This is a genomic window from Corynebacterium hesseae (assembly GCF_037850265.1).
Classification (GTDB): domain Bacteria; phylum Actinomycetota; class Actinomycetes; order Mycobacteriales; family Mycobacteriaceae; genus Corynebacterium; species Corynebacterium hesseae.
Genome location: NZ_CP137211.1, coordinates 251,710 through 273,729, shown reverse-complemented (window position 1 = coordinate 273,729; position 22,020 = coordinate 251,710). Strand labels below are relative to the sequence as shown.

The following is a 22,020-nucleotide window of genomic DNA, read 5'->3' as shown; positions in this document are numbered from 1 at the left end:
TCCATCAATCAACATTAGTGGGCGTACCGGACACATTCGATAGCCACCAACACTAAGATCGACTCCTAGCTTTATGAACGCCAGCCTGCCGAGGGCCCGTTTGTGGTTCCGTGATTCACGCCCCCTTGCAGTGACGCACCAGGGCATCTTTCGTGTTGGCGTAGCCGAGGGTGGTTGCCACGTCCTTGCCGTAGAACAGGACCTGCCCGCCCGAGGTAATGGTTCGGATCGTACCGAACTCGTGGTTGGTTAACACATGTAGCGCGGTAGCCATGACCGACTCCTTTTCCGAGAGCCGGGTAGACAATCGCGGGCGCGGGATACGCCAGGCTCTCACCTGTCAGGCACGGCAGGCACCGAAACCGGACACGGTGTGAGGAAGGCTCTCGCCCCATACGCCCCCGAGCACCGACAAATCCGGACGGGTCAGAGGGCACACTGGTGTGTGAACGAACCGATGGCCCCGTGCCCCGTGCTCTTGCTTCGGCGTCATCAACCAAGTAGCCTTGTAATCAACATGACCGGTTCCGCTGCCCGCCTCGGTGGGAGTCCAGGGCCGGTCTTCGTTTTTGTGTCAAACAGGGGTGCGCGTGGAGCAGGTGAAGCAGTTCAAGACCTACGGTGAACAGGTCGAATTGCTTCGTCAGCGTGGAATGCGAGTGAATGATCCCCAGCATGCTGAGACGCTGCTGGCTCAATTGAACTACTACCGCTTGTCCGGATACTGGTACCCGATGCGCCGTTTCTCCCAAGGCGACGGCACTGCCCGAGATGAATTCGTTGAGGGAGCATCGTTTGATCTGGTGGTAGCTCTCTATGGGTTTGACGAACAATTGCGCCACAGCGTGTTCATCGAGCTTGATCGCGTGGAGTTGGCTATTCGAACCAAGCTCGGTCACGAACTGGGTCGCCTTGACCCGCTGATCTATTTGGATCCCCAGCGTTTGAGCGCCCGGGCACGGCAGCGAAACAAAGACGGGCGTAGCGTGCACGAGGTGTGGCTGAGAAAGTACCAGTCGGCATTGAAAGCGTCGAAGGAGGACTTCGTCGCCCACCACAAATCCAAATATGGCGGGACTCTACCCATCTGGGCGGCTGTCGAAATCATGGATTGGGGGATGCTGTCGTACCTGTACGGCATGTCGCCCAATATCGTGCGCAAACGGATTGCCGAGCCCTGCAGCCTAACTGGCCCTCAGCTTGAATCATGGCTGAAATCCTTGAATATTCTGCGTAATTACGCAGCTCATCATGCAAGGATGTTCAATCGTGTTTACGACATCAAACCGAAACTGAACAATGACGTCAGGCTGGCTCCGGTAGCTGAAGGAATGAATCGCGTGTTCGGACAGCTCTCCCTTATCCAATACTTGCAGCGCCAACTGGACTTGTCTCCAGCCGACCGGCTACCGAAGCTGTTCCACACCTACCCGCACAATCTCATCGTGCCGTTTTCTCGCACAGGAGCACCTGACAACTGGCGCGAGTTGCCTCTCTGGCGCGTCTAATCTTTGCGGTAGTAGTCCCCCATTCGTACCCGTCTGCGTCGAGTGGCAGTCCTGCTGTCCAGTCGGGTGGGAGTCGGGGTCGTCGTGAGCTGGCAAGCATCGGCGATGGTGAAGCCGGAGTCCTCGGGCTCGTCGATGACGATTTCGTCGTGGACGTGGGACAATCTTGTGCCCAGCCTGAGCGACGAGTGCCATGGCGTGGACGAGGAGGTCACGAGCGACTGCTTGGACGATGTTCTCGACGAGTTTCCCGCCGTAGATCTCCAGCCGCCCCCACTTGCGTCCGGTTGTGACACCGCTGTAGGACCCACTTCCAGTACTCCCATGTGATGTCTAGCGACTTTTTGGACACGGAGTCCAGGATGTTTTTGGACGGGATGGCTAGTGGCTTTTTGGACGTTTGCGGCGGTGGAATAGCCGGATGGCTATTCCATTGCATAAGCGTAGAAACCAGAATCCATGTCTCAAATCTAGTCATCGATATCTACCGTTTTTGGACAATTGCAGAAACAGCACACGCTGCGCCAACAGCACAAAGCAATCCGGTCTAACTTCGCGCTACATACTCCACAGACGCCCGCACACTGATTTGTCCCCGCACGAATTCAGGGTGTCTGTAGAACGCCTACTCAGAGGTGCGCTCGATAGATTCCAGTTTTCAATGCCACGTGCCCCCGCTTCTACATGGCCTCATGCCGATTATTGTGCGGACTGCACCCCGCAGCCATGATCCCTGAACTGAGTTTCCTCACCTTCGATTCACCGTACGGGTGAGGAAAGGAATTTACTTTCTCATCACACCAAGACTAAGGTTAGGCTCGGCTATTCAAGGGTAGCCTTACCTTTATCTATCGCTACCCTTCGACGAGCCAGGTTACACACGAGAAAGTTCTAAAAATGTTCATTGCAGCTTTCCTGGTCGGCCTCCGTGAGGGCCTGGAAGCATCCCTTATCGTCGGCATGTTATTCGCCGCCATCCAGCGCCGGAGCAGCACTGCCACCGACGAGGGTCACCTGAACACCGCAGCCCGCACTGTGTGGGTCGGCGTGGTCATGGCAGCAGCAATCTGCACGGCACTCGGCGCACTATTCACCTTCGGCCGCTACGGATTGTCCTTCCGCGCCCAGGAAGCGATCGGCGGCATCATGTCACTGATCGCGGTGGCCATGATCACTGGCATGGTCCTCTCCTTAAGCAACAAGGGCGGGAAACTGCGCACCATGCTCGAGGACAAAACGGGCGTTGCGCTGACCAAAGGCACGCAAGCCATGTTCTGGCTCGCGTTCGTCGCCGTTGCCCGCGAAGGCATCGAACTGACCCTCCTGCTGTGGGGTTGGATGACCACCCCTAGTGCGGTCATTGGCGCGTTCGTCGGCATTGGCGTTGCCATCATAATGGGCTGGCTGATCTACCGGGGCGCTCTCCGCCTGGATCTCGGCACCTTCTTCACCTGGTCGAGTGCTTTGCTCATCGTCGTTGCGGCAGGCATCCTCGCCTACGCCATCCACGATCTCCAGGAGGCGCAGTTCCTCCCCGGGCCGTTCTCCGGCGCACCGATTGCCCCCACGCACCCGCGCACCGGCGAGGTCCTGACCGGTTTTGCCACGTACCCGTTCTGGATGGCGTCATTCCCGTTCGGCTGGGCGTTCAACCTCGACGAGTTCATCGACCCTGCCGGAATCACCGCCACACTGCTCCAAGCGTTCACCGGGTTTATGCCACAAATGTCCTGGCTGCAAGTCATTGGTTGGGGCGTATACCTCGCTGTCATTGTTCCAATCTTTGTGGGGCATGTGCGCGGTGGGCGGCGTGGTGTCGCCGGTAAGCCAAGCAACAAAACTTCCTCCACACACAACGAAAACCCACGAAAGGTCTCATCATGAAGCGCTCTCCCGCTATCGTTGCCGCACTCGCACTCACCCTCCCGCTGACTGCGTGCGTGGAAAACAGCACCGGCGATGCCATCGACGTCCAAGCCAAAGAAGACTCCTGCACGGTCGCCACAAACTCAGCGGAATCCGGCACCAACACCTTTTCCATCACCAACTCCGGTGAGCGCGTCACCGAATTCTACCTCCTGGCCGAAGACGGCCTGCGCGTCATCGCCGAACGCGAGAACATCACCCCCGGCAGCACCGCGGACCTCACCGTCCAGCTCGAGCCTGGCTCCTACTTCACCGCCTGCAAACCAGGCCTGCGCGGACCGAACATTGGCCAAGCCGAGTTCACAGTGACCGGCGAAGCGATCAAGTACGACGAATCCGACGAGAAGCGCTTCAACGAAGCCCGCGACAACTACGTCGCCTTTGTCAAGAACGAGGTCGCAGAACTGCTGCCAAAGGTCGAGGAATTCGCCACAGCATACGCCGCAGGGAACGACGGCAAGGCCAAGGACCTCTACGCCGCCACCCGCGTGCACTACGAGCGCATTGAACCGATCGCTGAGGCCCTCGGCGTCCTCGACCCGCGCATCGACTACCGCGAAGTGGACTACATCGCCGAAGCAGACCAGCTCAAGGAAGATGACCCGACCTTCACCGAGTGGCTCGGATTCCACCGCATGGAAAAGGACCTGTGGCCGCCGGCTGCCGACGCCAAGAACGCCGACGGCGCACCCGCCCGCGAGGGATGGGAGCCGTCCTCGCCGCAGAAGCGCCGTGAGATCGCCGACGCACTCGTCGCCGACGTCGAAGCCCTCAACGACACCGTGCAGGCCAATAACTTCGCCGCAGAGAACGACATCACCGTCGACACCGTCTCTAACGGTGCGATGGGCCTGCTCGAAGAGGTAGCCACCACCAAGGTCACCGGTGAGGAAAACTGGTGGTCGCACAAGGACCTCTATGACTTCCAAGCCAACATCCAAGGCTCGCGCATCGCCTTTGACATGGTCAAAGGCATCGCCGCAGAGCGCGGCGACGAAGGCTCGAAGTTGGTCAGCGAGATCGAGCAGCGTTTCGACGCCATCCAGTCCCTCCTCGACGAATACGGCAGCCTGGAAACCGGCTACGTCGACTACGACGAAGTCGACGCCGGCCAGCAAGCAAAACTCACCCGCGCCATCGACGCGCTGCGCGAGCCGCTGTCCAACCTGACCGGCACCGTACTGGGCCTCAACATTGATACTGAGGCTGATGCTGAAGCGGATTCGGGGGCGGAATCCTAAAATGAGCGGGTTCAACCGACGCACCTTCTTGGCGCTTGGCGGTGTCAGCGCCGTCGGGGCCGCCGCTGCCGCCTGCTCGCAGGAAGAATCCCGTGGGACATCTGGCGACATCGACGGTGCTACGAATGACGAGCTGATCATTGACTTCGCCGGCGAACACCAAGCCGGGATTATCACCCCGATGCAAAACAGCCTCCACTTCGCAGCTTTCGACATGGACGAGAAGGCCTCCCGCGATGACCTCGTTGATCTCCTGCAGCGTTGGACCGATGCTGCTCGACGGTTGACGCTCGGCGGCGAAGTCAGTGCTAAGGGTGCGTTCGGCGGTGGTGCGGACTTCCCGCCCGACGATTCCGGTGAAGCCTTCGACCTAGGCCCCTCCGCCCTGACCATCACCATCGGCTTCGGTCGCAGCTTGTTCCGCGACCAGTTCGGCCTGGCTGACAAACTGCCAACCGAGTTCACCGCAATGCCGCCGATGACCAACGACTTCCTCAACCGTGAGCAGTCCGACGGCGACATCTGCATCCAAGCATGCGCTAACGACCCACAGGTAGCTACTCACGCTATACGCAACCTGACTCGCTTAGCTGTACCCGATGCTGCGCTGCGCTGGTCCCAGATCGGTTTCGGCAAAGCCGCCGTGACCACTCGTGAAGAAAGCACCCCACGCAACCTCTTCGGGCAGAAAGACGGCACCGCAAACATCCGTGCCGAAGATGCTGATGCGTTGGATGAGCACGTGTGGATTCCAGCGAGTTCTTCCCAACCCTGGGCAGCTGGGGGAAGCTACCTTACGGCCCGACGCATCGCCATGAACATCGAGGTGTGGGATACCCTGCAGCTCAAGGAGCAGGAGCGTGTCACCGGCCGTGATAAATTCGAGGGTGCTCCACTGACGGGCACCAACGAATTCGACGAACCAGATTTCGCCGCCACCAACGAGCGAGGCCGTCCCGTCATCGACCACGGTTCCCACGTATTCAACGTGCACCCTGATCAAAACGGTGGCATCCGTATGCTGCGCCGTGCATTCAACTTCGTCGATGGTTCCAACGAACAAGGTCGCCTTGACGCTGGCCTGTTCTTCATGGCGTTCACCCGCACCGTGGACCGGTTCGCCACCGTGCACCAGTCCATGTCGCGCGACGAGATGCTTCTTGAGTACCTCAAGACCACCAAAACCGGCACCTACCTCATTCCGCCCGGTGTAAGTGAAATCGGCTTCATCGGTGAGGGAATGTTCTCTTAGAGCCATGGGGGCATGGCACTAAGGCCGCACTCGGCAGAGCACCTAATCTGGTCTCGATACCGCCGCTAGGGGGCGTCGCCAAGCGCCCGCTCCCCCTCTCCTCCCGCCCAGCACCCACACGCCAACAACCCCCACCTCCTCACATGGTCTCCCATGTGTTTGCTTGGAGGTGGGGGTTGTAGTGTCAGTACAGAAACTTAGGCGTTCAACGTCCTAGGAGGTGCCTAGTTGATGCGGCCGGTTTCCTTGCGGTACTGGCGGTAGTAGCGGCGACCGAAGTGGACGGAGCTGACTGCCAGGATGGCAACAACGACGAGCGCGATAGCGCCGACGATGATGTTGATTTGGTAGTCAGCACCAGCGGTGCCCTGCGGGTAGAGCCACGTACCGAGGCCCCAAATGAGGATGCCGGCTGCCGGCAGGAGCGAGAGAATCAGGCCCATGCCCACCCAGGTGGAGGTGCGCAGCAACGAAGAGTGCGGTGCACCGTAGGATACGGGCTCGTAGCCCTCGATGTAGGAGTCCTGGATCTTGCCGGAGAACTCCGGGTAGGTCTCGCTGTGGTGATCAGCTACTGCCGGGTTGAGGTCGCTCATGGCTGAAACTTTCTCTCGTTCCTGTTAATCCTGTGAATGACTATAGCTTAGTCGTCCTTGCCGCGGAAAGCAGCACGTGCACGTTCGCGGGTAACCGCGGAAACCGCGGTCAGCGGCACACCAGCCGGGCACACATCAGCGCACTCGCCGTAGAGCGAGCAGTGGCCGAAGTTCTGCTCCAGATCGTCCACCATGTTGCGTGCGCGGCGGCCACGCTCTTCCTTGCCCAGAGGCATGAGGGAGAGGTGAACCAGCTTGGCGCCGGTGAACAGGTGAGCAGCACCGTTCGGGCAGGATGCCACGCAGGCACCGCAGCCGATGCAGGCAGCGTGATCCAGGGCGTACTCGGAGGTCTCGTGGTTGATGTGCAGGGTGTCAGCATCCGGAGCGGTACCCGCATCCATGGACACGTAGCCGCCCTGCTCCATGACGTGGTCCAGCTTGGAGCGGTCCACGATCATGTCCTTGATGACCGGGTAGGCAGCGGAGCGGAAAGGCTCCAGCTTGATGGTGTCGCCGTCCTTGAACTGGAACAGGCGCTGCTGGCAGGCCGGGGTGTTCTGGCCCGGGCCGTGCGGGCGGCCGTTGACCAGAAGGCCACAGGTACCACAGATGCCCTCACGGCAGTCGGAAGCGAATGCGTACGGCTCCTTGCCGGCCTCGATGAGGCCGTCGTTGACGTGGTCGAGCAACTCCAAGATGGACATCTGCTCGGCGGCGTCGTCAACCTGCACGGTTTCGAACTTGCCTTCTTGCGTCGGTCCGGCTTGACGCCAGATCTCAAGTGTCAGTTTCATTACTTGTAGTTCCTTGTCATCAGCGGGATCGAATCAAAGTACAGCGGCTCGGCGTGGCGGATGAACTCGCCCTCAGCAGCGCCCGGCTCCCATGCGGAGACGAAGCACCAGTTCTCGTCATCACGCTCGGCCTCGCCGTCCTCGGAGAGGTGGTCATCACGGAAGTGAGCACCACAGGACTCGTCGCGGTCGAGAGCGTCGATGCACATGAGCTCGCCCAGGTCGATGTAGTCAGCAACGCGCAGACCGTACTCGAGAACCTGGTTCATGTCGTTGGCGTCGCCAGTAATGCGGACGTTAGCCCAGAATTCCTTGCGCAGTGCGCGAACCTTCTCGATGGCAACCTTGAGGTCCTCGACGTTACGGGACACGCCACAACCCCAGTAGAGGATGTCACCCAGCTGGCGGTGGTAGTACGCCGGGCCGTGCGGATCCTGACCCTGGATGGACATGAGGCGGTCGATGCGCGCCTGTGCGCGAGCAACAGTCTCGTTGGCCTCTGCCGAGTCCTCAGCCAGCTTGGCCTCACCCAGGTGGTGGGCCAGGTAGTTCGGGATGGTGAACGGCAGGGTGAACCATCCATCAACGGAAGCGGACAGCAGGGAGTTAGCACCCAGGCGGTTCGCACCGTGGTAGGTCCAGGAGCACTCACCGGCGGCGAAGAGGCCGTCGATGGTGGTCATCTCGTTGAAGTCCGTCCACAGGCCACCCATGGTGAAGTGGCAGGTCGGAGCAATACGCATCGGGGTCTCATAAGCGGACTCACCAATAGCCTCTTCGTACATTTCGATGAGGTTGGAGTAGCGCTCACGGATCTTGTCCTTGCCCAGGCGCTCGATGGCGTCACGGAAGTCCAGGTACACGGAGTTGTGCAGCGGACCAACGCCCAGACCCTTGTTGATCTGCTGGGAGATGGCGCGGGAAGCCACGTCACGCGGGACGAGGTTACCGAAGGCCGGGTAGCGGCGCTCCAGGAAGTAGTCGCGCTCCTCTTCCGGAATCTCATTGGCAGGACGGTCATCCTTCTCCTTGATCGGAGACCAGATGCGGCCATCGTTACGCAGCGACTCGGACATGAGGATGGTCTTGGACTGCCACTCGGAGTTGACCGGCAGGCCAGTCGGGTGGAACTGGATGAATGCCGGGGAAGCCAGGTAAGCACCGTTCTCGTACGCACGCATCATGGCGCCGGCGTTCGAGTTCTTGGCCAGCGTGGACATGTGGTAGACGTTGCCGTAACCGCCGGTACCGAGGATGACTGCGTGGCCGGTGAAGGCCTTGAGCTCGCCGGTGATGAGGTTGCGGGTCACGATGCCGCCGGCGCGCTTCTTACCACCGTCGGTGTAGGTGATGATGTCCTGCAGGTCGTGGTGAGCGAAGAGCTCCACGTTGCCCAGGCCAATCTGGCGGTAGAGCGCAGACGTGGTGGACAGCTGCAGCTGCTGGCCTGTTTGGCCACGGGTGTAGTAGGTACGGGAGACCTGCACACCACCGAAGGAACGGGTAGCCAAGGTGCCGCCGTACTCGCGAGCGAACGGAGCGCCGATGGCGTTCATGTGGTCGATGACGCGGATGGACTCATAGGCCAAGCGCCAGCAGTCGGACTCGCGGCAGCGGTAGTCACCACCCTTAACGGTGTCCTTGGTGTGGCGGTAAGCGGAGTCGTTATCCACCTTCTTGTGGCGGGAGGAGTTCACACCACCCTGCGCAGCAATGGAGTGCGCACGGCGCGGTGAATCGTGGTAGGTGAAGACCTTGACCTTGTAGCCCAGCTCGCCGAGGGCAGCGGCGGCGGAACCAGCGGACAGGCCGGTACCGACAACGATGATCTCGAACTTGCGGCGGTTCAGCGGGGAGACGAGCTCCATGTGGTCCTTCTGGTAGCTCCACATGTCCTTCATCGGGACACCGTGCGGCTCGTGGGACTCCAGGATGCGGCCCGGCTTAACGCCCGGGACGATGGACTGCGGGTGCGAGAAGTCAGGGTGCTCGCGCTTGAGTTCAGTGTTCGCGTTAGTCATGGGTTCAAAACTCCTTTAGCTGACCCAGCCCAGGGCGACGGACAACGGCATAACAATGTTTGCCAGGCACACGACGGCCGGGACGATGTACGCCAGGACAACAAAAACCTCGCGCCACTTTGCACCGGTGATGCCCAGGTCAGAAGCCGCAAGGCGGATACCGTGGGTCAGGTGCAGGAAGAGGCACAGCATGGCGACGATGTAGACGATGGTCACCGGCCAGCGCGAGAAGGTTGCGATCATGTTGGCCTTAACGGCACCGTGAGCAAAAGCTTCTGCTGCAACCGGCTGGACACCAATCGTCAGGTCCAGAAGGTGGAAGATGATGAACAGGAGAAGCACGACGCCGGTAACCAGCATGCTCTTGGTGGCAAAGGAATCCATGCCGCCCATCAGGTTCGTGCGCTTGAACTTGCCGCGGGATGCCTTCGAGCGAGCGGTCAAAGCAAAAGCGCCGTAAATGTGAGCGATCACGCAGGCCAGCAGGACGATGCGAATGATCCACAGTGCGTGACCGCTCGGGATCAGTGGCTCACCAAGATTACGCAGGTAAGCGCCGTAGGCATCGAGTGCTTCCTGGCCGTCGTGAGCCGGCAAGTAAAGCTTCAGGTTGCCGGCCATGTGTCCCACAACGAAGAGCGCGAAGAACAGACCGGTAATTGCCATCGTCAGTTTCAAAGCCCAGGACGGAATTCCTGGCTTAGGACGAATCGTTTCATTAGTAATACGGCCGTGAGCGAGGGCTTCACGGTCAGGATTTTTTACAGACATGACACCTCCATTGTCGCCCTTACCTTACGCAGACCTTTGCGCTGACCACTAGTTATATCTTTGCTTTGCATACCCCCTCCCCCTCCTATGGTCCCCGTATTTAAACGAGTTAAGGCAAGGATCACCTTAGGCGCCACACCTCTTTGACCGCTCTACCTTGATCACTTCCTTTTACGCAATATTGAGCTTGCGAAAACATTTCACGGATGAGACTTTTGTCACAGGGTGTGGCCTGAGTGACGACCCTACCCCTTTAGGTGTCAAACTTTCGCTTGGTATACACCCCTATCGCCCGCTCGGCACCCCGCCAGCACCCCCCACTTCGCAGCGGAGTTAAAATACTTCACACATTCCTTGCAAAACAATTGTTATGACCGAAAGGCACTAGGTAACCTAGCTCACATGAGCAAGACATACGTGGGTTCGCGCCTGCGCCAGCTGCGCCGCGAACGTGATCTCAGCCAAGCTACTCTCGCCGCTACGCTGGGGCTTTCAGCTAGCTACGTCAATCAGATTGAACACGACGTACGCCCTCTTACCGTCCCGGTCTTGCTGAAAATCACTGAAGCCTTTGGTGTGGATGCCACGTTCTTCTCCCGTGATGATGATTCACGCCTGCTTGCGGAAATCCAGGATGTCGTCCAAGACCAGGAAATCTGCCCCTCCCCCGTGGAGCTTCAGGAATTGTCCGAATTGGTCTACAACCACCCCACCGTCGCCCGCACGCTCGTGGATATCCACCGCCGCTACCGCAATATTCGTGACAAGCTCTCGCTCGCCACCGATACCCGCCGCTCGGACGGGAACCAGGCACTGTCCATGCCTCACGACGAAGTGCGGGACTTCTTTTATGCCCGGCAGAACTATCTCGACGAGTTGGATATCCACGCAGAAGAAACTGCCTCGGAGCTCAACGTCATCCCCTTCCACATTCGCGACATTGAACAGGCGCTTAATGAGCGGCTCACTTCCAAACACGGCGTGGAGATTCTCACGACCGATCGGATGGATGGCACCCTGCATCGCTTCGACAAGGAGAGTGGCACCCTTCGCCTTGCCAGCCGCCTGAGCGTGGGCCAGCGCGCCTTCCGTATGGCGGCAGAGTTGGGTTTCCTCGAGGCGGGCGCGCTAATCGACGCCCTCGTGGACGAAGAACCCTTCACCTCGGACGCCTCCATCAACCTGGCCAAGCGTGGAATTGCCAACTACTACGCCGCCGCCACACTGCTCCCCTACAGCCTCATCCACAGTGAGGCCGAGCAATCCGGGTATGACGTGGAGTACCTCTGCAACGTCTTTGGCGTGGGCTACGAGACAATTGCCTCGCGCCTCTCCACGCTGCAGCGCCCCAACAAGCGCGGAATCCCCTTTACTTTCGTGAGGGTTGATCGCGCCGGCAACATGTCCAAGCGCCAATCGGCCACGGGCGTGCACTTTTCCAATTCCGGTGGTACGTGCCCGCTGTGGAACGTATATGAGTCTTTCGCCCGCCCCAACACCATCTCGCGTCAGCTGGCGCAGATGCCGGATGGCCGCAACTACCTCTGGATTTCACGGACGGTGAGCTACCCCCAGGGCCGCTTCGGCGATACCAAGAAGCTCTTCTCCATCGGCCTAGGCTGCGAAGCGCGCCACGCCAGCCGCACGGTCTATGCCCAAGGTCTCAACCTCGACGCCCTGTCTGCCGCAACCCCCATCGGCGCCGGCTGCCGCACTTGCCCTCGCCAGAATTGCGCTCAACGCGCCTTCCCGGCCATTAATGAAGAGCTGGTGGTCGACGCCCACCGTTCCGCCGTCGCACCGTATTAATGAGCCAGTAGCGTTACGGCGCTAAAACCAACACTCCCCCTCAATCCCTTCGCCGGGATTGAGGGGGAGTGTTCTTGTTTTGGCTTCTCGCCTTGGCCTTAGAGGTTAATCATGTGTCCGCCGATACCCTCGGCAGCTTCCTTCATAGCCTCAGACAGCGTCGGGTGAGTATGAATGTTGCGTCCGATTTCCTCAGCGGTGAGGTCGAAGCGCTGCGCCAGGGTCAGCTCCGGCAGCAGCTCGGAAACGTTGGAGCCCACCATGTGGCCGCCGATGAGCTCACCGAATTCGCCGTCAGCAATAAGCTTGACGAAGCCCGCGGTCTCGTTGAGGCCGGCCGCCTTGCCGTTAGCGGAGAACGGGAAGGTAGCGACCTTAATGTCGCGGTCAGCGAACCTCTCACGAGCCTGCTCCTCGGTGTAGCCGAAGGAGGCAACCTGCGGGTTGCAGAAGGTGGCGCGCGGCATGTTCATGTAGTCACCCAGCAGCTGGGTCTCAGCGCCGGCGATGACCTCAGCGGCCACGACGCCCTGCGCCTCAGCCACGTGGGCGAGCTGCAGCTTCGCGGTGACGTCACCAATGGCGTAGATGCCCTCAACGTTGGTGCGCATGTAGTCATCGATGGCGATGGCGCCGCGCTCGGTGAGCTCGACACCGGTGTTCTCCAGGCCGAAGCCCTCGGTGCGCGGAGCGAAGCCAATGGAGACCATGCAGCGGTCCACGGTCAGCGTATCGGTCTTGGAACCGTCCTTGGACTCAACCTCAACGGTGACATTGTCGCCGTTGTCCTTGATGGCGGTGGTCTTGTAGCCGGTCAGGAGCTTCACGCCGAGCTTCTTGTATTCCTTGGCGATGGCCTTGGAGACATCCTTATCCTCGTTCGGCAGGACGCGGTCCATGAACTCCACGATAGTCACGTCCACGCCGTAGTTGGCCAGAACGTAAGCAAACTCCATGCCGATGGCGCCTGCGCCAACGATCACCATGGAATCCGGAGCCTCATCGTTGAGGATCTGCTCCTCGAAGGACACGATGTTGCCGCCGATTTCCACGCCCGGAAGGGAACGAACGACGGAGCCGGTGGCGATAATGCAGTTATCAAAGGTAATGGTCTTACCCTTGTCATCGCCCTCAGTAATCTCGATGGTCTTGGCGTCCTTGAAGGAGCCCAAGCCATTGATCTCCGTAATGCCGTTCTTCTTCATCAGGTAGTGCACACCCTTGACGATGCCCTCCGACACCTTGCGGGAGCGCTTGTGCGCAACGCCGAAGTCGAAAGAAACATCGCCGGAAATACCGAAGGCCTTAGCCTCATGGTTGAAGGTGTGTGCAACCTCAGCGTTCTTAAGAAGAGCCTTGGACGGGATGCAGCCCACGTTGAGGCAGACACCACCCCAGTACTGCTTCTCAATAACGGCAACCTTCTTGCCCAGCTGGGCAGCGCGGATGGCGGACACGTAGCCGCCGGGGCCCGCGCCGAGTACTACAACGTCAAAATGTTCATTAGTCACGTTCTACAGGATACGTAACTTTAGGCTCGCTGTCCCACCACCCCCGCCCTGCACCCGCTGGACAGCGCATAGCAGTCAGGATGCTTTCAACACCTTCGGGCAAAAATAAACCCTTAACCCCCAAGAAGGGGATTAAGGGAAAGAAAACGAGGGCACAGCCCTCAACAAATTATTTAGAACAGGCCCCAGTCCAAGGCAGCCTTCGAGGAGGTGGAGGAGCCAGAGTGAGCGATCTGGCCCAGCACCTGGTTGATGGAAACGAGGATGGTGTCAAAAAAGTTCATTCTTCTTCTTTCTGTTGTTGTTCTAGCGGCGCGTACGGCTTAATGCAGCGTCCTCTAGCGAGGCCACGGCGATGCAGGACGGTCGCCGCCAAAAGCGGTCACGGTACCTAGCCCCACTAACGAAGGAGACGGCCGTTGCGTTACATAGCCCACGAATAGGCGCGGAAAGATTATGACACGGTTTTCACTTCAATACCACCATTCACTTTTATAACTTGGTATGTTTAATCTGACTACCCTTATCTTCGGGGGTGCTGAATTACCCATCTATCAGCACTTTTGCCCCTGTCAAGGGTGGTTTGTCCGGAGCATCTTTTAAACTTGCCCCTACACTTCCGCTCATCACTTAGAAAGCGAGATTCCATGAAGATTGCGCGCTCTCTCACGACGCTTGCGGCGGCCTCCGCCTTAGCCCTCGGTGCCGTCGTTTCCCCTATCGCCAGCGCATCCGACGTTAAACCGGATCAAATCAGCGGTGAGGCTACACCGTCCGATATTTCCGAGCTCGACCTTTACACCGAACTCGAGGAGTACCTGCCCAAGGATGAGGCCGGCAACCCATCGCCGTCCCGCGAACAGTATGAGGCTTCCTTCGACAAGCAGGTCACCTTTAAGAACGTCGACATCAAGAAAATCCCGGACAACAAAAAATGGATGGGCTACGTCTTCAAGTACTGGGATTACCGCCACAAGGTCAAGACCATCAAGGCCACCGCTCCTGCAATGGATAACCGCGACATCCCCCTCGCAGTGATCACCCCGGACGGCACCTTTGATGCTTCCCGCCCTACCCTCTACTTGCTCAACGGTGCCGGCGGCGCCGAGCAGGGCATGGACTGGATTGTCTCCACCGTGGCTAAGGATCTTGATCCGAAGACGGAGAAGACTCAAGACCTCGTTCACTATTACGCCAACCGTAACGTCAACGTTGTCATCCCGCAGGCGGGTGCTTTCTCCTACTACACCGACTGGCTGACCACCCCGGACCGCAGCTACCTCAAGGGCCCGCAGAAGTGGGAGACCTTCCTAACCAAGGAGCTTCCTGGCCCGCTGGAGAAGCACATTAACGGCAACGGCAAGCGCGGCATCGCCGGCATGTCCATGTCCGCAACCTCCTCGCTGGTACTGGCCCAGCACAACCCGAACTTCTACGATGCCATCGGCTCCTACTCCGGTTGCGCTGCTACCTCAACGCCGCTGCCGAACTTCTACTCGCAGCTCACGGTGAACCGCGGTGGCGGAAACACCGAGCAGATGTGGGGACCAATGGGCGGTGACTACAACCGCTACAACGATGGCCTCATCAACGCCACGAAGAACAACATGGGCAAGTCCAAGGTCTACGTTTCCGCCAACTCCGGTTTGGCTGGGGCAACTGACTTGGGCTCGTCCAAGATTGATGCCTTGGGCTCGTCCCAGGCCTTCAAGTCCTCCTCCACCCTCGTGGTTGAGGGCGGCGTCATCGAAGCAGCCATGAACGCCTGCACCCATGACCTGAAGGCAAAGATGGAGCGCGAGGACGTCGACGCGGTCTTTAACCTGCGCAACACCGGTACCCACTCCTGGCCGGGCTGGTTGGATGACGTCAACTCCTCCTGGCCTACCTACGCACGCGCCTTTGGCCTTCCCGTCGATCCAGCTGAGCCGGTAGCGACTGCGTATTCAGCAGATGCGGATTCGGACGCTAACGAAAAGGCCGCCGATGCCGATAGTCAGGATGCGAAAAAGGCGGAGGCGGAAGCAGACACCGAAGGCCTCGCTGATTCCCTGCCAGAAGATCCTGCGGTGACCGAGCAGTAAGCTCAATCGCCGTACCAATTGTTGAATAAGGAACGTAATGAAGCGTCTTAGCTCTCTCCTCGCCGCCGGCGCGCTCAGCGCAGCCGCGCTGGTCAGCCCCGTTGCAGGTGCTGCCACCACCACCCCGCAGCAGGTTGCGGGTGACACTGCCCTCTCCACCATCTCGGACCTGCAGGTCACCCCGGAGGTGGAGAGCCAGAAGTGGTATGACCACTATAAGGATGACGCCCGCGTTCTGAAGCTGGAGGCTACGTCGCCAGCGATGAACGGCCGCGCCATTCCGCTGGCTGTCATCCCGGCCAAGAACCCGGACCGCCCGACGGTCTACCTGCTCAACGGCGCTGGTTCCGCCGAGCAAGATTCCGACTGGCTGTACATGTCCGATGTCGTGGATTTCTACGCGGACAAGGACGTCAACGTTGTGGTTCCGCAGGCAGGTGCCTTCTCCTACTACACCGACTGGCTGGAAGTGCCCAACGGCAAGTACCTCAAGGGCCCGCAGAAGTGGGAGACCTTCCTGACCAAGGAGCTTCCTGGCCCGCTGGAGGAGCGTCTGAACGCAAGCAATAAGCGAGCCATCGCCGGCATGTCCATGTCCGCGACGTCCTCGCTGCTGCTTGCCCAGCACAATCAGGGCTTCTATGACGCAGTCGGTTCCTTCGCCGGCTGTGCCGCAACCGCCTACCCCACCGAGTACGAGTTCCTGCGCCTCACCGTCAACCGCGGTGGCGGCCAGCCGGAGCAGATGTGGGGCCCAATGGGCTCTGCCTACAACCGCTACAACGACGCCCTGATGAACTCCGAGAAGCTGCGCGGCACCAAGCTGTACATCTCCTCTGCATCGGGCTTCGCGGGTGAGCAGGATACGCCGTCTTATTACATCAACAAGGGATACAACCCGGCGGCTGCTTATCTGGGCTCAGCGCAGCTGCAGGTAGAAGGCGGCGTCATCGAGGCGGCCGTGAACCACTGCACCCACATGCTCAAGGCAAAGCTGGATCAGCAGAACATTCCGGCAAACTACAACTTCCGCAATGTGGGTACGCACTCCTGGCCGGGCTGGCGCGAGGACCTAGTGAAGTCCTGGCCTACCTTTGAGGAAGCCTTCAACTCCTAAACAGCAAGCCGCGCACGTCACACCGTGCGCGCTCCCCTGGCTTCGGACAAGCCGGACAAGGGCGGTAGGATAGCGGCATTATGAAGCTGCTATCCACCGCCCTTTCGCATATCTCAGCCGCTCGCGACCGCGCCGCACTCACTCGAGATAGCTACACGGGGGTGGATTTCAACCTCGGCTTCGAGGTCACCCACTATGACTTGGATCTGACCTACCGCGTGGAGCCCAACCTGCTCCAGGGTGAAGCCGTGCTCCATATTCGTGCGCTGGAGGACCTAGACAAGCTCACCCTCGACCTCGGCGGCGCTATGGTGGCTCGCCGCATCACGGCGAAGCACGCGCCGCGCGTGGCCAAATTCCGCCTGTCCGGCGGAAAGCTGCGCCTAAACTTTGCCGACATGATCGCCGAAGGCCAAGAGTTTGAGCTTTGCATTCGGTATGGCGGAGCACCCCGCCCGCTGCGCACGCCGTGGGGTGACATCGGGTGGGAAGAAACAGAGTCAGGCTCGCTGGTGGCCAGCCAGCCCAACGGCGCCCCCAGCTGGTTCCCCTGTGATGACACTCCGTCCGCGAAGGCCACCTACGATATTCGCATCACCGCGGATGATCCTTTCGTTGTCATCTCCAACGGCAAGCTGGTCTCTCGCCGCCGCGCGGGCGGATCCATGACGCGCTGGCACTACCGCGTCAAGCACCCTATGGCCACCTATTTGGCCACGGTCCAGGTCGGCGAATACATCGACATTCCCCTCGGCCCCAACGTCCGCGCGTGGGCGCCGGCCCGCCTCAAGCAGGTGGTACTCGAAGAATTTGCCCAGCAGCAGGAGATGGTGGATTTCTACTCCGCACTCTTTGGCCACTACCCCTTCTCCGACTACCAAGTAGTCATCACCGACGATGAGCTGGAAATCCCCCTCGAAGCCCAGGGCTTGTCCATTTTCGGTTCCAATCACGTCAAGGGTGATCACGTCTTCGAGCGGCTCATCGCGCACGAGCTCTCCCACCAGTGGTTCGGCAACTCCGTGGGCCTTTCGGAGTGGAAGGATATCTGGCTCAACGAAGGTTTCGCCTGCTACTGCGAGTGGCTGTGGTTCGAGCATGCGCATGGCCGCCCAGCACATGAATCGGCGCGCTCGCACTATCAGGTGCTGGCCCGCAAGAAGCAGGACATCGTGCTCAGTGATCCTGGTACGCGCGATATGTTTGATGACCGCGTCTACAAGCGCGGCGCTCTGACCGTCCACGCGCTGCGCTGCCTCGTAGGCGATGAGGCCTTCTTTGCCACGGTGCGGGACTACCTCACCGCAGCGCAGCACTCGGTCGTGACCCCGGAGGACCTCATCAGCCGCATGCGCAAGGTTGCTGAGAACCCGGGTGACGTCGACAAGCTCGTGGCACAGTGGCTGGATCAACCGGCGCTGCCTCATTTCCCCACAGTCGCCTAAACAGGGCATGCTCTAAACTGGGAGACCATGCGCAGACTGCTTGTTACCGGCGGCGCCGGCTTTATTGGTGCAAACTTCGTGCGGCTCGTGGCCCAGCAGCGCCCGGAGGTGGAAATCACCGTCCTGGATAAGCTCACCTACGCGGGCAACCGCGCCAACCTCGACGGCGTGGACGCCGAGCTCGTGGTGGGAGACGTAGCGGATGAGGGGGTCGTCGACAAGCTCGTAGCGCACGCCGATACCGTGGTGCACTTCGCGGCGGAATCCCACAATGACAACTCCCTGTGGGATCCTTCACCCTTCCTCCACACCAACATCATGGGTACCTTCGTGCTGCTGGAGGCCTGCCGCCGCCACGATGTGCGCCTCCATCATATCTCCACCGATGAGGTTTTCGGGGACCTGGAGATTGGCGCCGATACCTACTTCACCGAGGAGACTCCCTATAACCCGTCTTCGCCCTATTCGGCCTCGAAGGCCGGTTCGGATCACCTGGTGCGCGCGTGGGTGCGCAGTTTTGGGCTGCGGGCAACCATTTCGAATTGCTCCAATAATTACGGCCCCTACCAGCACATTGAGAAGTTCATTCCGCGGCAGATCACCAACCTGCTTCTAGGCCAGCCTGCGAAGCTTTATGGCACGGGCGAGCAAGTGCGGGATTGGATTCACGTGGATGACCACAATGAGGCGGTGCTCGCCATCCTGGACCGCGGGCGCCTTGGGGAGACCTATAACATCGGCGCCGACCAGGAGGATACGAATAACCGCCAGGTCATCGAGATGATCTGTGAGCTCATGGGGGCGACGGATAATGGTCGGGCGCGTTTCGAGCACGTGGCGGACCGCCCGGGCCATGACCAGCGCTACGCCATGGATGCCAGCAAGCTGCGCCGCGAGCTGGGCTGGGCCCCGCGCTACACGGATCTGCGGGAGGGCCTGGCCGCCACCATTGAGTGGTACCGCACCCACGAGGAGTGGTGGCGCGCGGGCAAGGAAGAAGTCGAAGCCAACTATGCGAAGCAAGGACAATAAATAGCCATGAAGGTGCAGTCAACGGCCATCGAAGGCCTGCTCATTGTGGAGCTCGACGTCCACGGGGATAACCGCGGCTGGTTCAAGGAGAACTGGCAGCGCGAGAAGATGGTGGCGGCCGGCTTGCCAGACTTCCAACCGGTGCAAAACAACGTTTCCTTCAATGCGGAGAAGGGTGTCACGCGTGGGCTGCACGCGGAGCCCTGGGACAAGCTGGTCTCCGTGGCCTCCGGCCGGGCCTTCGGCGCGTGGTGCGATCTGCGTGAGGGCTCTGCCACCTTCGAGCAGCTGGTGACTCACGAGCTACGCGAGGACGTGGCGGTCTTCGTGCCGCGCGGCGTGGCCAACGGTTTCCAGGCGCTGGAGGCCTGCGCCTACTCCTACCTGGTCAATGACCACTGGTCCCCGGATGCGGAATACACCTGCGTCAACCTGGACATGGTGGACTGGCCGCTGGAGCCGACGGAGATCTCCGACAAGGACAAGGGGCACCCCGCGCTTGCCGACGTCTCCCCCATGCCCCCTCGCCGCATCCTGGTCACCGGGGCCAACGGGCAGCTGGGCCGCGCCCTGCAGAAATTCCTGCCCTCCGCTGGCTTGGGTGCGGTGGAGTTCTGCGGGCACGAAGATTTCGATATCACCAACCCGCCTGCCCGCCCGTGGAAGCAGTACTCCGCCATCATCAACTGCGCGGCCTATAACGATGTCAACGGTGCGGAGGACGATCGCGCCGCGGCCTGGGCGGTCAACGCTTCCGCACCGGCGAAGCTCGCGCGCATTGCGGCGGAGAATAACCTGACCTTGGTGCACGTGTCCAGCGACTACATCTTCGACGGTTCTAACGAGGTCCACTCCGAGCAGGAGATGCCTTCCCCGCTGTCGGCCTACGGGGCGTCGAAAGCCGCGGGCGATACCGCCGCGCAGACCGCCCCGCACCACTATGTCATCCGCACCTCGTGGGTCTTTGGCGATGGCGCCAACTTCATGTCCACGATGCGCTCGCTGGCGGATAAGGGGGTCAAGCCCTCCGTCATCCATGATCAGCGCGGGCGCCCCACCTTTGCCGAGGACCTGGCCAAGGGCATCATCCACCTGCTCAAGACTAAAGCTGAGTACGGCGTGTACAACATCTCCAACTCCGGTGATGCCGTGGGCCGCGATGAGATTGCCATGGCTGTCTTCACCGGCGTGGGCAAGGACCCCGCGGATGTCACGCCGGTGAGCACCGAGCAATACCGCGAGATTGCCGGGCCCGAAGCTCCCCGCCCGAAGGAGTCCACCTTCGACCTGTCCAAGATTGAAGCCACCGGCTTTAAACCTATGAATTGGCGGGCCGCTTTGGCACTCTACCTGGGGCTTTACCCAGCATAACACTCAACATAACACTTAACTTCCCACGTGTTATGTTATGTGTTATGTTGAGCGGTATGTAGAGAGAAAGGCCTGCTCATGACCCCTTCTGAGCTTGATGAGTTAATTGCACAGCTGCGAGTTATCGGCAGCGATAAGCAATCCGTAGAGGTAAAATCATCCGTCAGCAAGGAAGTGCTCTCCACACTCAGCGCGTTTGCAAATGGGGACGGCGGGACGCTCATCATCGGCCTTTCAGAGCAGGACGGCTTCACCCCAGTTAAGAAGTTCTCTGCCTCCACCGCCCAAGACCAATTGGAGACTCGCTGCCAACAGCTCATCCCGCCGGTCCGCCCGCAAATCGACATCATCGAATTTGAAAGCAGCAACATACTCGTCGCAGAGATCGACGAGCTTCCCGCGCGCGATAAGCCCTGCTATGTGGCCGAAAGGGGGCTGCACAAAGGGAGCTATATTCGCACCGGCGATGGTGATACGCGCCTGTCCCAGTACGAAGTAAATCGACTCGTCGAAGAGCACACGCAACCGACCTGGGATGAAGATGCCATCCCAGATGCCACGCTGGAGGACATCGAGGGTGCCGCTCTTGACGGCTTCCTCCAAGTGCAGAAAGAGCGCCGCCCCAAGACCTTTGCGAATGGACAGGACACAGCCCTCAAGCGCCTGCGAGTCCTCAAGGACGGCCACCCTACGCTGGCCTCACTCCTTGTCATGGGAGACTACCCACAGGAATTCTTCCCTCGATTAACGGTCACCTTCGCCCTGTTCCCCGGAACGTCGAAAGGTGATGTCACCACGGGCGTTCGCCTCCTCGACAGCGCTACCCTTCACGGCACGATTCCAGAGCTCGTGAGCGAAGGCATCGACATCGTAAAGAAGAACATGCGCACCGCCGGCTTTATCGGCGATAAATCCCGGACCGCACTTCCGGATTATCCACTGGTCGCTGTTCGTGAAGCACTAGTCAATGCGCTCATGCACCGTGACTACTCCCCGACTGCTCGCGGCAGTCAGGTGCAAATCAACATGTTCGTCGATCGCTTGGAAATCACCAATCCGGGAGGCCTATATGGCGGGGTTACGCTCCGAAATCTTGGAGAAGCTGGCGTCAGCTCTACCCGCAATCAACGCCTTGCCACGTTCCTAGAGGACATTCCCCTACCGGAAGGCGGCGTCGCCGCAGAGAACCGCGGCACGGGCATCGCCACCATTCATCAGGCCTTAGCTGATGCACTCATGCCCAAACCGGAAATTATCAACCGGCTCGACAGCTTTACCATCATCTTCCACCGCCGCAGGGTAGCCACCCAGGAACGCTATGGCACCGCACGTGACCATGTGGAACACCTGCTCCACGGCAGCCCGTCCGTATCGACAACCGAATTAGTTGAGGCTACAAAGCTCAGCCGGACAGCGGTCCAGAAAGCACTGAATGAGCTCATCCGCGATAACATCGCCGAAAAGACTGAACCCGGACGCAGCCCTAAGCAGCGCTACAGGCTGCGCAAATAGAGCATAACACTCAACATAACACTTAAC

Annotated in this window: 18 protein-coding genes; 11 read left to right on the top strand and 7 right to left on the bottom strand. The window is 59.9% G+C overall.

Annotated features, from left to right (window positions below):
• Positions 1-115: 115 nt before the first annotated feature.
• A complete protein-coding gene (locus R3O64_RS01350; RefSeq protein WP_284847572.1) occupies positions 116-274 on the bottom strand; it encodes a BRO family protein in 159 nt (52 codons plus the stop codon).
• Between the two features lie 316 nt (positions 275-590).
• Here R3O64_RS01350 and R3O64_RS01345 point away from each other — a divergent pair, with 316 nt between their 5' ends.
• On the top strand, positions 591-1,508 hold the full coding sequence (locus tag R3O64_RS01345) for an Abi family protein (RefSeq protein ID WP_101735762.1): 918 nt from the start codon (positions 591-593) through the stop codon (positions 1,506-1,508).
• Here R3O64_RS01345 and R3O64_RS01340 read toward each other — a convergent pair.
• Positions 1,505-1,723, bottom strand: a complete 219-nt coding sequence (locus R3O64_RS01340) for a hypothetical protein (RefSeq protein WP_230307835.1) — start codon at positions 1,721-1,723, stop codon at positions 1,505-1,507. The two genes, R3O64_RS01345 and R3O64_RS01340, sit on opposite strands and share 4 nt — an antisense overlap.
• 682 nt (positions 1,724-2,405) lie before the next feature.
• On the opposite strand from R3O64_RS01340, the gene R3O64_RS01335 reads away from it, so the two are divergent.
• From R3O64_RS01335 to efeB, 3 genes are read left to right on the top strand one after another with little or no spacing between them, the layout of a single operon-like run.
• Positions 2,406-3,392: an FTR1 family iron permease gene (locus R3O64_RS01335; protein ID WP_101735761.1), complete on the top strand. Its 987-nt coding sequence runs from the start codon at positions 2,406-2,408 to the stop codon at positions 3,390-3,392.
• Positions 3,389-4,675 carry an iron uptake system protein EfeO gene (efeO, locus tag R3O64_RS01330; RefSeq protein ID WP_101735760.1) on the top strand — a complete coding sequence of 429 codons (1,287 nt, stop codon included), beginning with the start codon at positions 3,389-3,391 and terminating at the stop codon, positions 4,673-4,675. The genes R3O64_RS01335 and efeO overlap by 4 nt, the downstream gene beginning before the upstream one ends.
• Position 4,676: 1 nt before the next feature.
• The gene (gene efeB / locus R3O64_RS01325; RefSeq protein ID WP_101735759.1) at positions 4,677-5,927 is read left to right on the top strand and encodes an iron uptake transporter deferrochelatase/peroxidase subunit; all 1,251 of its coding nucleotides are present in this window, start codon (positions 4,677-4,679) and stop codon (positions 5,925-5,927) included.
• A gap of 224 nt (positions 5,928-6,151) precedes the next feature.
• On the opposite strand, the gene R3O64_RS01320 is transcribed toward efeB, so the two are convergent.
• Genes R3O64_RS01320 through R3O64_RS01305 form a run of 4 tightly spaced genes read right to left on the bottom strand, consistent with a single transcriptional unit; the run spans position 6,152 to position 10,112 of the window.
• Positions 6,152-6,523 carry a hypothetical protein gene (locus R3O64_RS01320; protein WP_070563595.1) on the bottom strand — a complete coding sequence of 124 codons (372 nt, stop codon included), beginning with the start codon at positions 6,521-6,523 and terminating at the stop codon, positions 6,152-6,154.
• Between the two features lie 47 nt (positions 6,524-6,570).
• Positions 6,571-7,320 (bottom strand): succinate dehydrogenase/fumarate reductase iron-sulfur subunit, encoded by a 750-nt coding sequence (locus tag R3O64_RS01315; protein ID WP_070521216.1) that lies wholly within the window; start codon positions 7,318-7,320, stop codon positions 6,571-6,573.
• Positions 7,320-9,341 carry a fumarate reductase/succinate dehydrogenase flavoprotein subunit gene (locus R3O64_RS01310; RefSeq protein WP_070521219.1) on the bottom strand — a complete coding sequence of 674 codons (2,022 nt, stop codon included), beginning with the start codon at positions 9,339-9,341 and terminating at the stop codon, positions 7,320-7,322. The genes R3O64_RS01315 and R3O64_RS01310 overlap by 1 nt, the downstream gene beginning before the upstream one ends.
• Positions 9,342-9,356: 15 nt before the next feature.
• Positions 9,357-10,112 (bottom strand): succinate dehydrogenase cytochrome b subunit, encoded by a 756-nt coding sequence (locus R3O64_RS01305; protein WP_070521222.1) that lies wholly within the window; start codon positions 10,110-10,112, stop codon positions 9,357-9,359.
• Positions 10,113-10,514: 402 nt separating this feature from the next.
• Between R3O64_RS01305 and ramB the strand changes: the two genes are divergently transcribed.
• Positions 10,515-11,921, top strand: a complete 1,407-nt coding sequence (gene ramB / locus R3O64_RS01300; protein ID WP_101735757.1) for an acetate metabolism transcriptional regulator RamB — start codon at positions 10,515-10,517, stop codon at positions 11,919-11,921.
• A 98-nt stretch (positions 11,922-12,019) separates the two neighbouring features.
• On the opposite strand, the gene lpdA is transcribed toward ramB, so the two are convergent.
• Positions 12,020-13,432 (bottom strand): dihydrolipoyl dehydrogenase, encoded by a 1,413-nt coding sequence (gene lpdA / locus R3O64_RS01295; protein ID WP_101735756.1) that lies wholly within the window; start codon positions 13,430-13,432, stop codon positions 12,020-12,022.
• Positions 13,433-14,079: 647 nt separating this feature from the next.
• Between lpdA and R3O64_RS01290 the strand changes: the two genes are divergently transcribed.
• From R3O64_RS01290 to R3O64_RS01265, 6 genes are all read left to right on the top strand, one after another.
• The gene (locus tag R3O64_RS01290; protein WP_339017158.1) at positions 14,080-15,516 is read left to right on the top strand and encodes an alpha/beta hydrolase family protein; all 1,437 of its coding nucleotides are present in this window, start codon (positions 14,080-14,082) and stop codon (positions 15,514-15,516) included.
• Between the two features lie 37 nt (positions 15,517-15,553).
• Complete coding sequence (locus R3O64_RS01285; protein ID WP_339017157.1) at positions 15,554-16,633, top strand: alpha/beta hydrolase family protein; 1,080 nt, start codon at positions 15,554-15,556, stop codon at positions 16,631-16,633.
• A gap of 80 nt (positions 16,634-16,713) precedes the next feature.
• Positions 16,714-18,078, top strand: a complete 1,365-nt coding sequence (locus R3O64_RS01280; RefSeq protein WP_154761898.1) for a M1 family metallopeptidase — start codon at positions 16,714-16,716, stop codon at positions 18,076-18,078.
• 27 nt (positions 18,079-18,105) lie between these two features.
• Positions 18,106-19,110 (top strand): dTDP-glucose 4,6-dehydratase, encoded by a 1,005-nt coding sequence (gene rfbB, locus R3O64_RS01275; RefSeq protein ID WP_339017156.1) that lies wholly within the window; start codon positions 18,106-18,108, stop codon positions 19,108-19,110.
• A 6-nt stretch (positions 19,111-19,116) separates the two neighbouring features.
• A complete protein-coding gene (locus tag R3O64_RS01270) occupies positions 19,117-20,481 on the top strand; it encodes a bifunctional dTDP-4-dehydrorhamnose 3,5-epimerase family protein/NAD(P)-dependent oxidoreductase (protein ID WP_339017155.1) in 1,365 nt (454 codons plus the stop codon).
• A 78-nt stretch (positions 20,482-20,559) separates the two neighbouring features.
• A complete protein-coding gene (locus R3O64_RS01265; protein WP_154761896.1) occupies positions 20,560-21,993 on the top strand; it encodes an ATP-binding protein in 1,434 nt (477 codons plus the stop codon).
• Positions 21,994-22,020 lie beyond the last annotated feature (27 nt).

Coding starts and splice junctions, on each gene's coding strand:
- efeO (WP_101735760.1), top strand. CDS start 3,389: ATGAAGCGCTCTCCCGCTATCGTTGCCGCACTCGCACTCACCCTCCCG.
- rfbB (WP_339017156.1), top strand. CDS start 18,106: ATGCGCAGACTGCTTGTTACCGGCGGCGCCGGCTTTATTGGTGCAAAC.
- R3O64_RS01285 (WP_339017157.1), top strand. CDS start 15,554: ATGAAGCGTCTTAGCTCTCTCCTCGCCGCCGGCGCGCTCAGCGCAGCC.
- R3O64_RS01320 (WP_070563595.1), bottom strand. CDS start 6,523: ATGAGCGACCTCAACCCGGCAGTAGCTGATCACCACAGCGAGACCTAC.
- ramB (WP_101735757.1), top strand. CDS start 10,515: ATGAGCAAGACATACGTGGGTTCGCGCCTGCGCCAGCTGCGCCGCGAA.
- R3O64_RS01280 (WP_154761898.1), top strand. CDS start 16,714: ATGAAGCTGCTATCCACCGCCCTTTCGCATATCTCAGCCGCTCGCGAC.
- R3O64_RS01305 (WP_070521222.1), bottom strand. CDS start 10,112: ATGTCTGTAAAAAATCCTGACCGTGAAGCCCTCGCTCACGGCCGTATT.
- R3O64_RS01335 (WP_101735761.1), top strand. CDS start 2,406: ATGTTCATTGCAGCTTTCCTGGTCGGCCTCCGTGAGGGCCTGGAAGCA.
- R3O64_RS01350 (WP_284847572.1), bottom strand. CDS start 274: ATGGCTACCGCGCTACATGTGTTAACCAACCACGAGTTCGGTACGATC.
- R3O64_RS01290 (WP_339017158.1), top strand. CDS start 14,080: ATGAAGATTGCGCGCTCTCTCACGACGCTTGCGGCGGCCTCCGCCTTA.
- R3O64_RS01265 (WP_154761896.1), top strand. CDS start 20,560: ATGACCCCTTCTGAGCTTGATGAGTTAATTGCACAGCTGCGAGTTATC.
- R3O64_RS01315 (WP_070521216.1), bottom strand. CDS start 7,320: ATGAAACTGACACTTGAGATCTGGCGTCAAGCCGGACCGACGCAAGAA.
- efeB (WP_101735759.1), top strand. CDS start 4,677: ATGAGCGGGTTCAACCGACGCACCTTCTTGGCGCTTGGCGGTGTCAGC.
- R3O64_RS01310 (WP_070521219.1), bottom strand. CDS start 9,341: ATGACTAACGCGAACACTGAACTCAAGCGCGAGCACCCTGACTTCTCG.
- R3O64_RS01270 (WP_339017155.1), top strand. CDS start 19,117: ATGAAGGTGCAGTCAACGGCCATCGAAGGCCTGCTCATTGTGGAGCTC.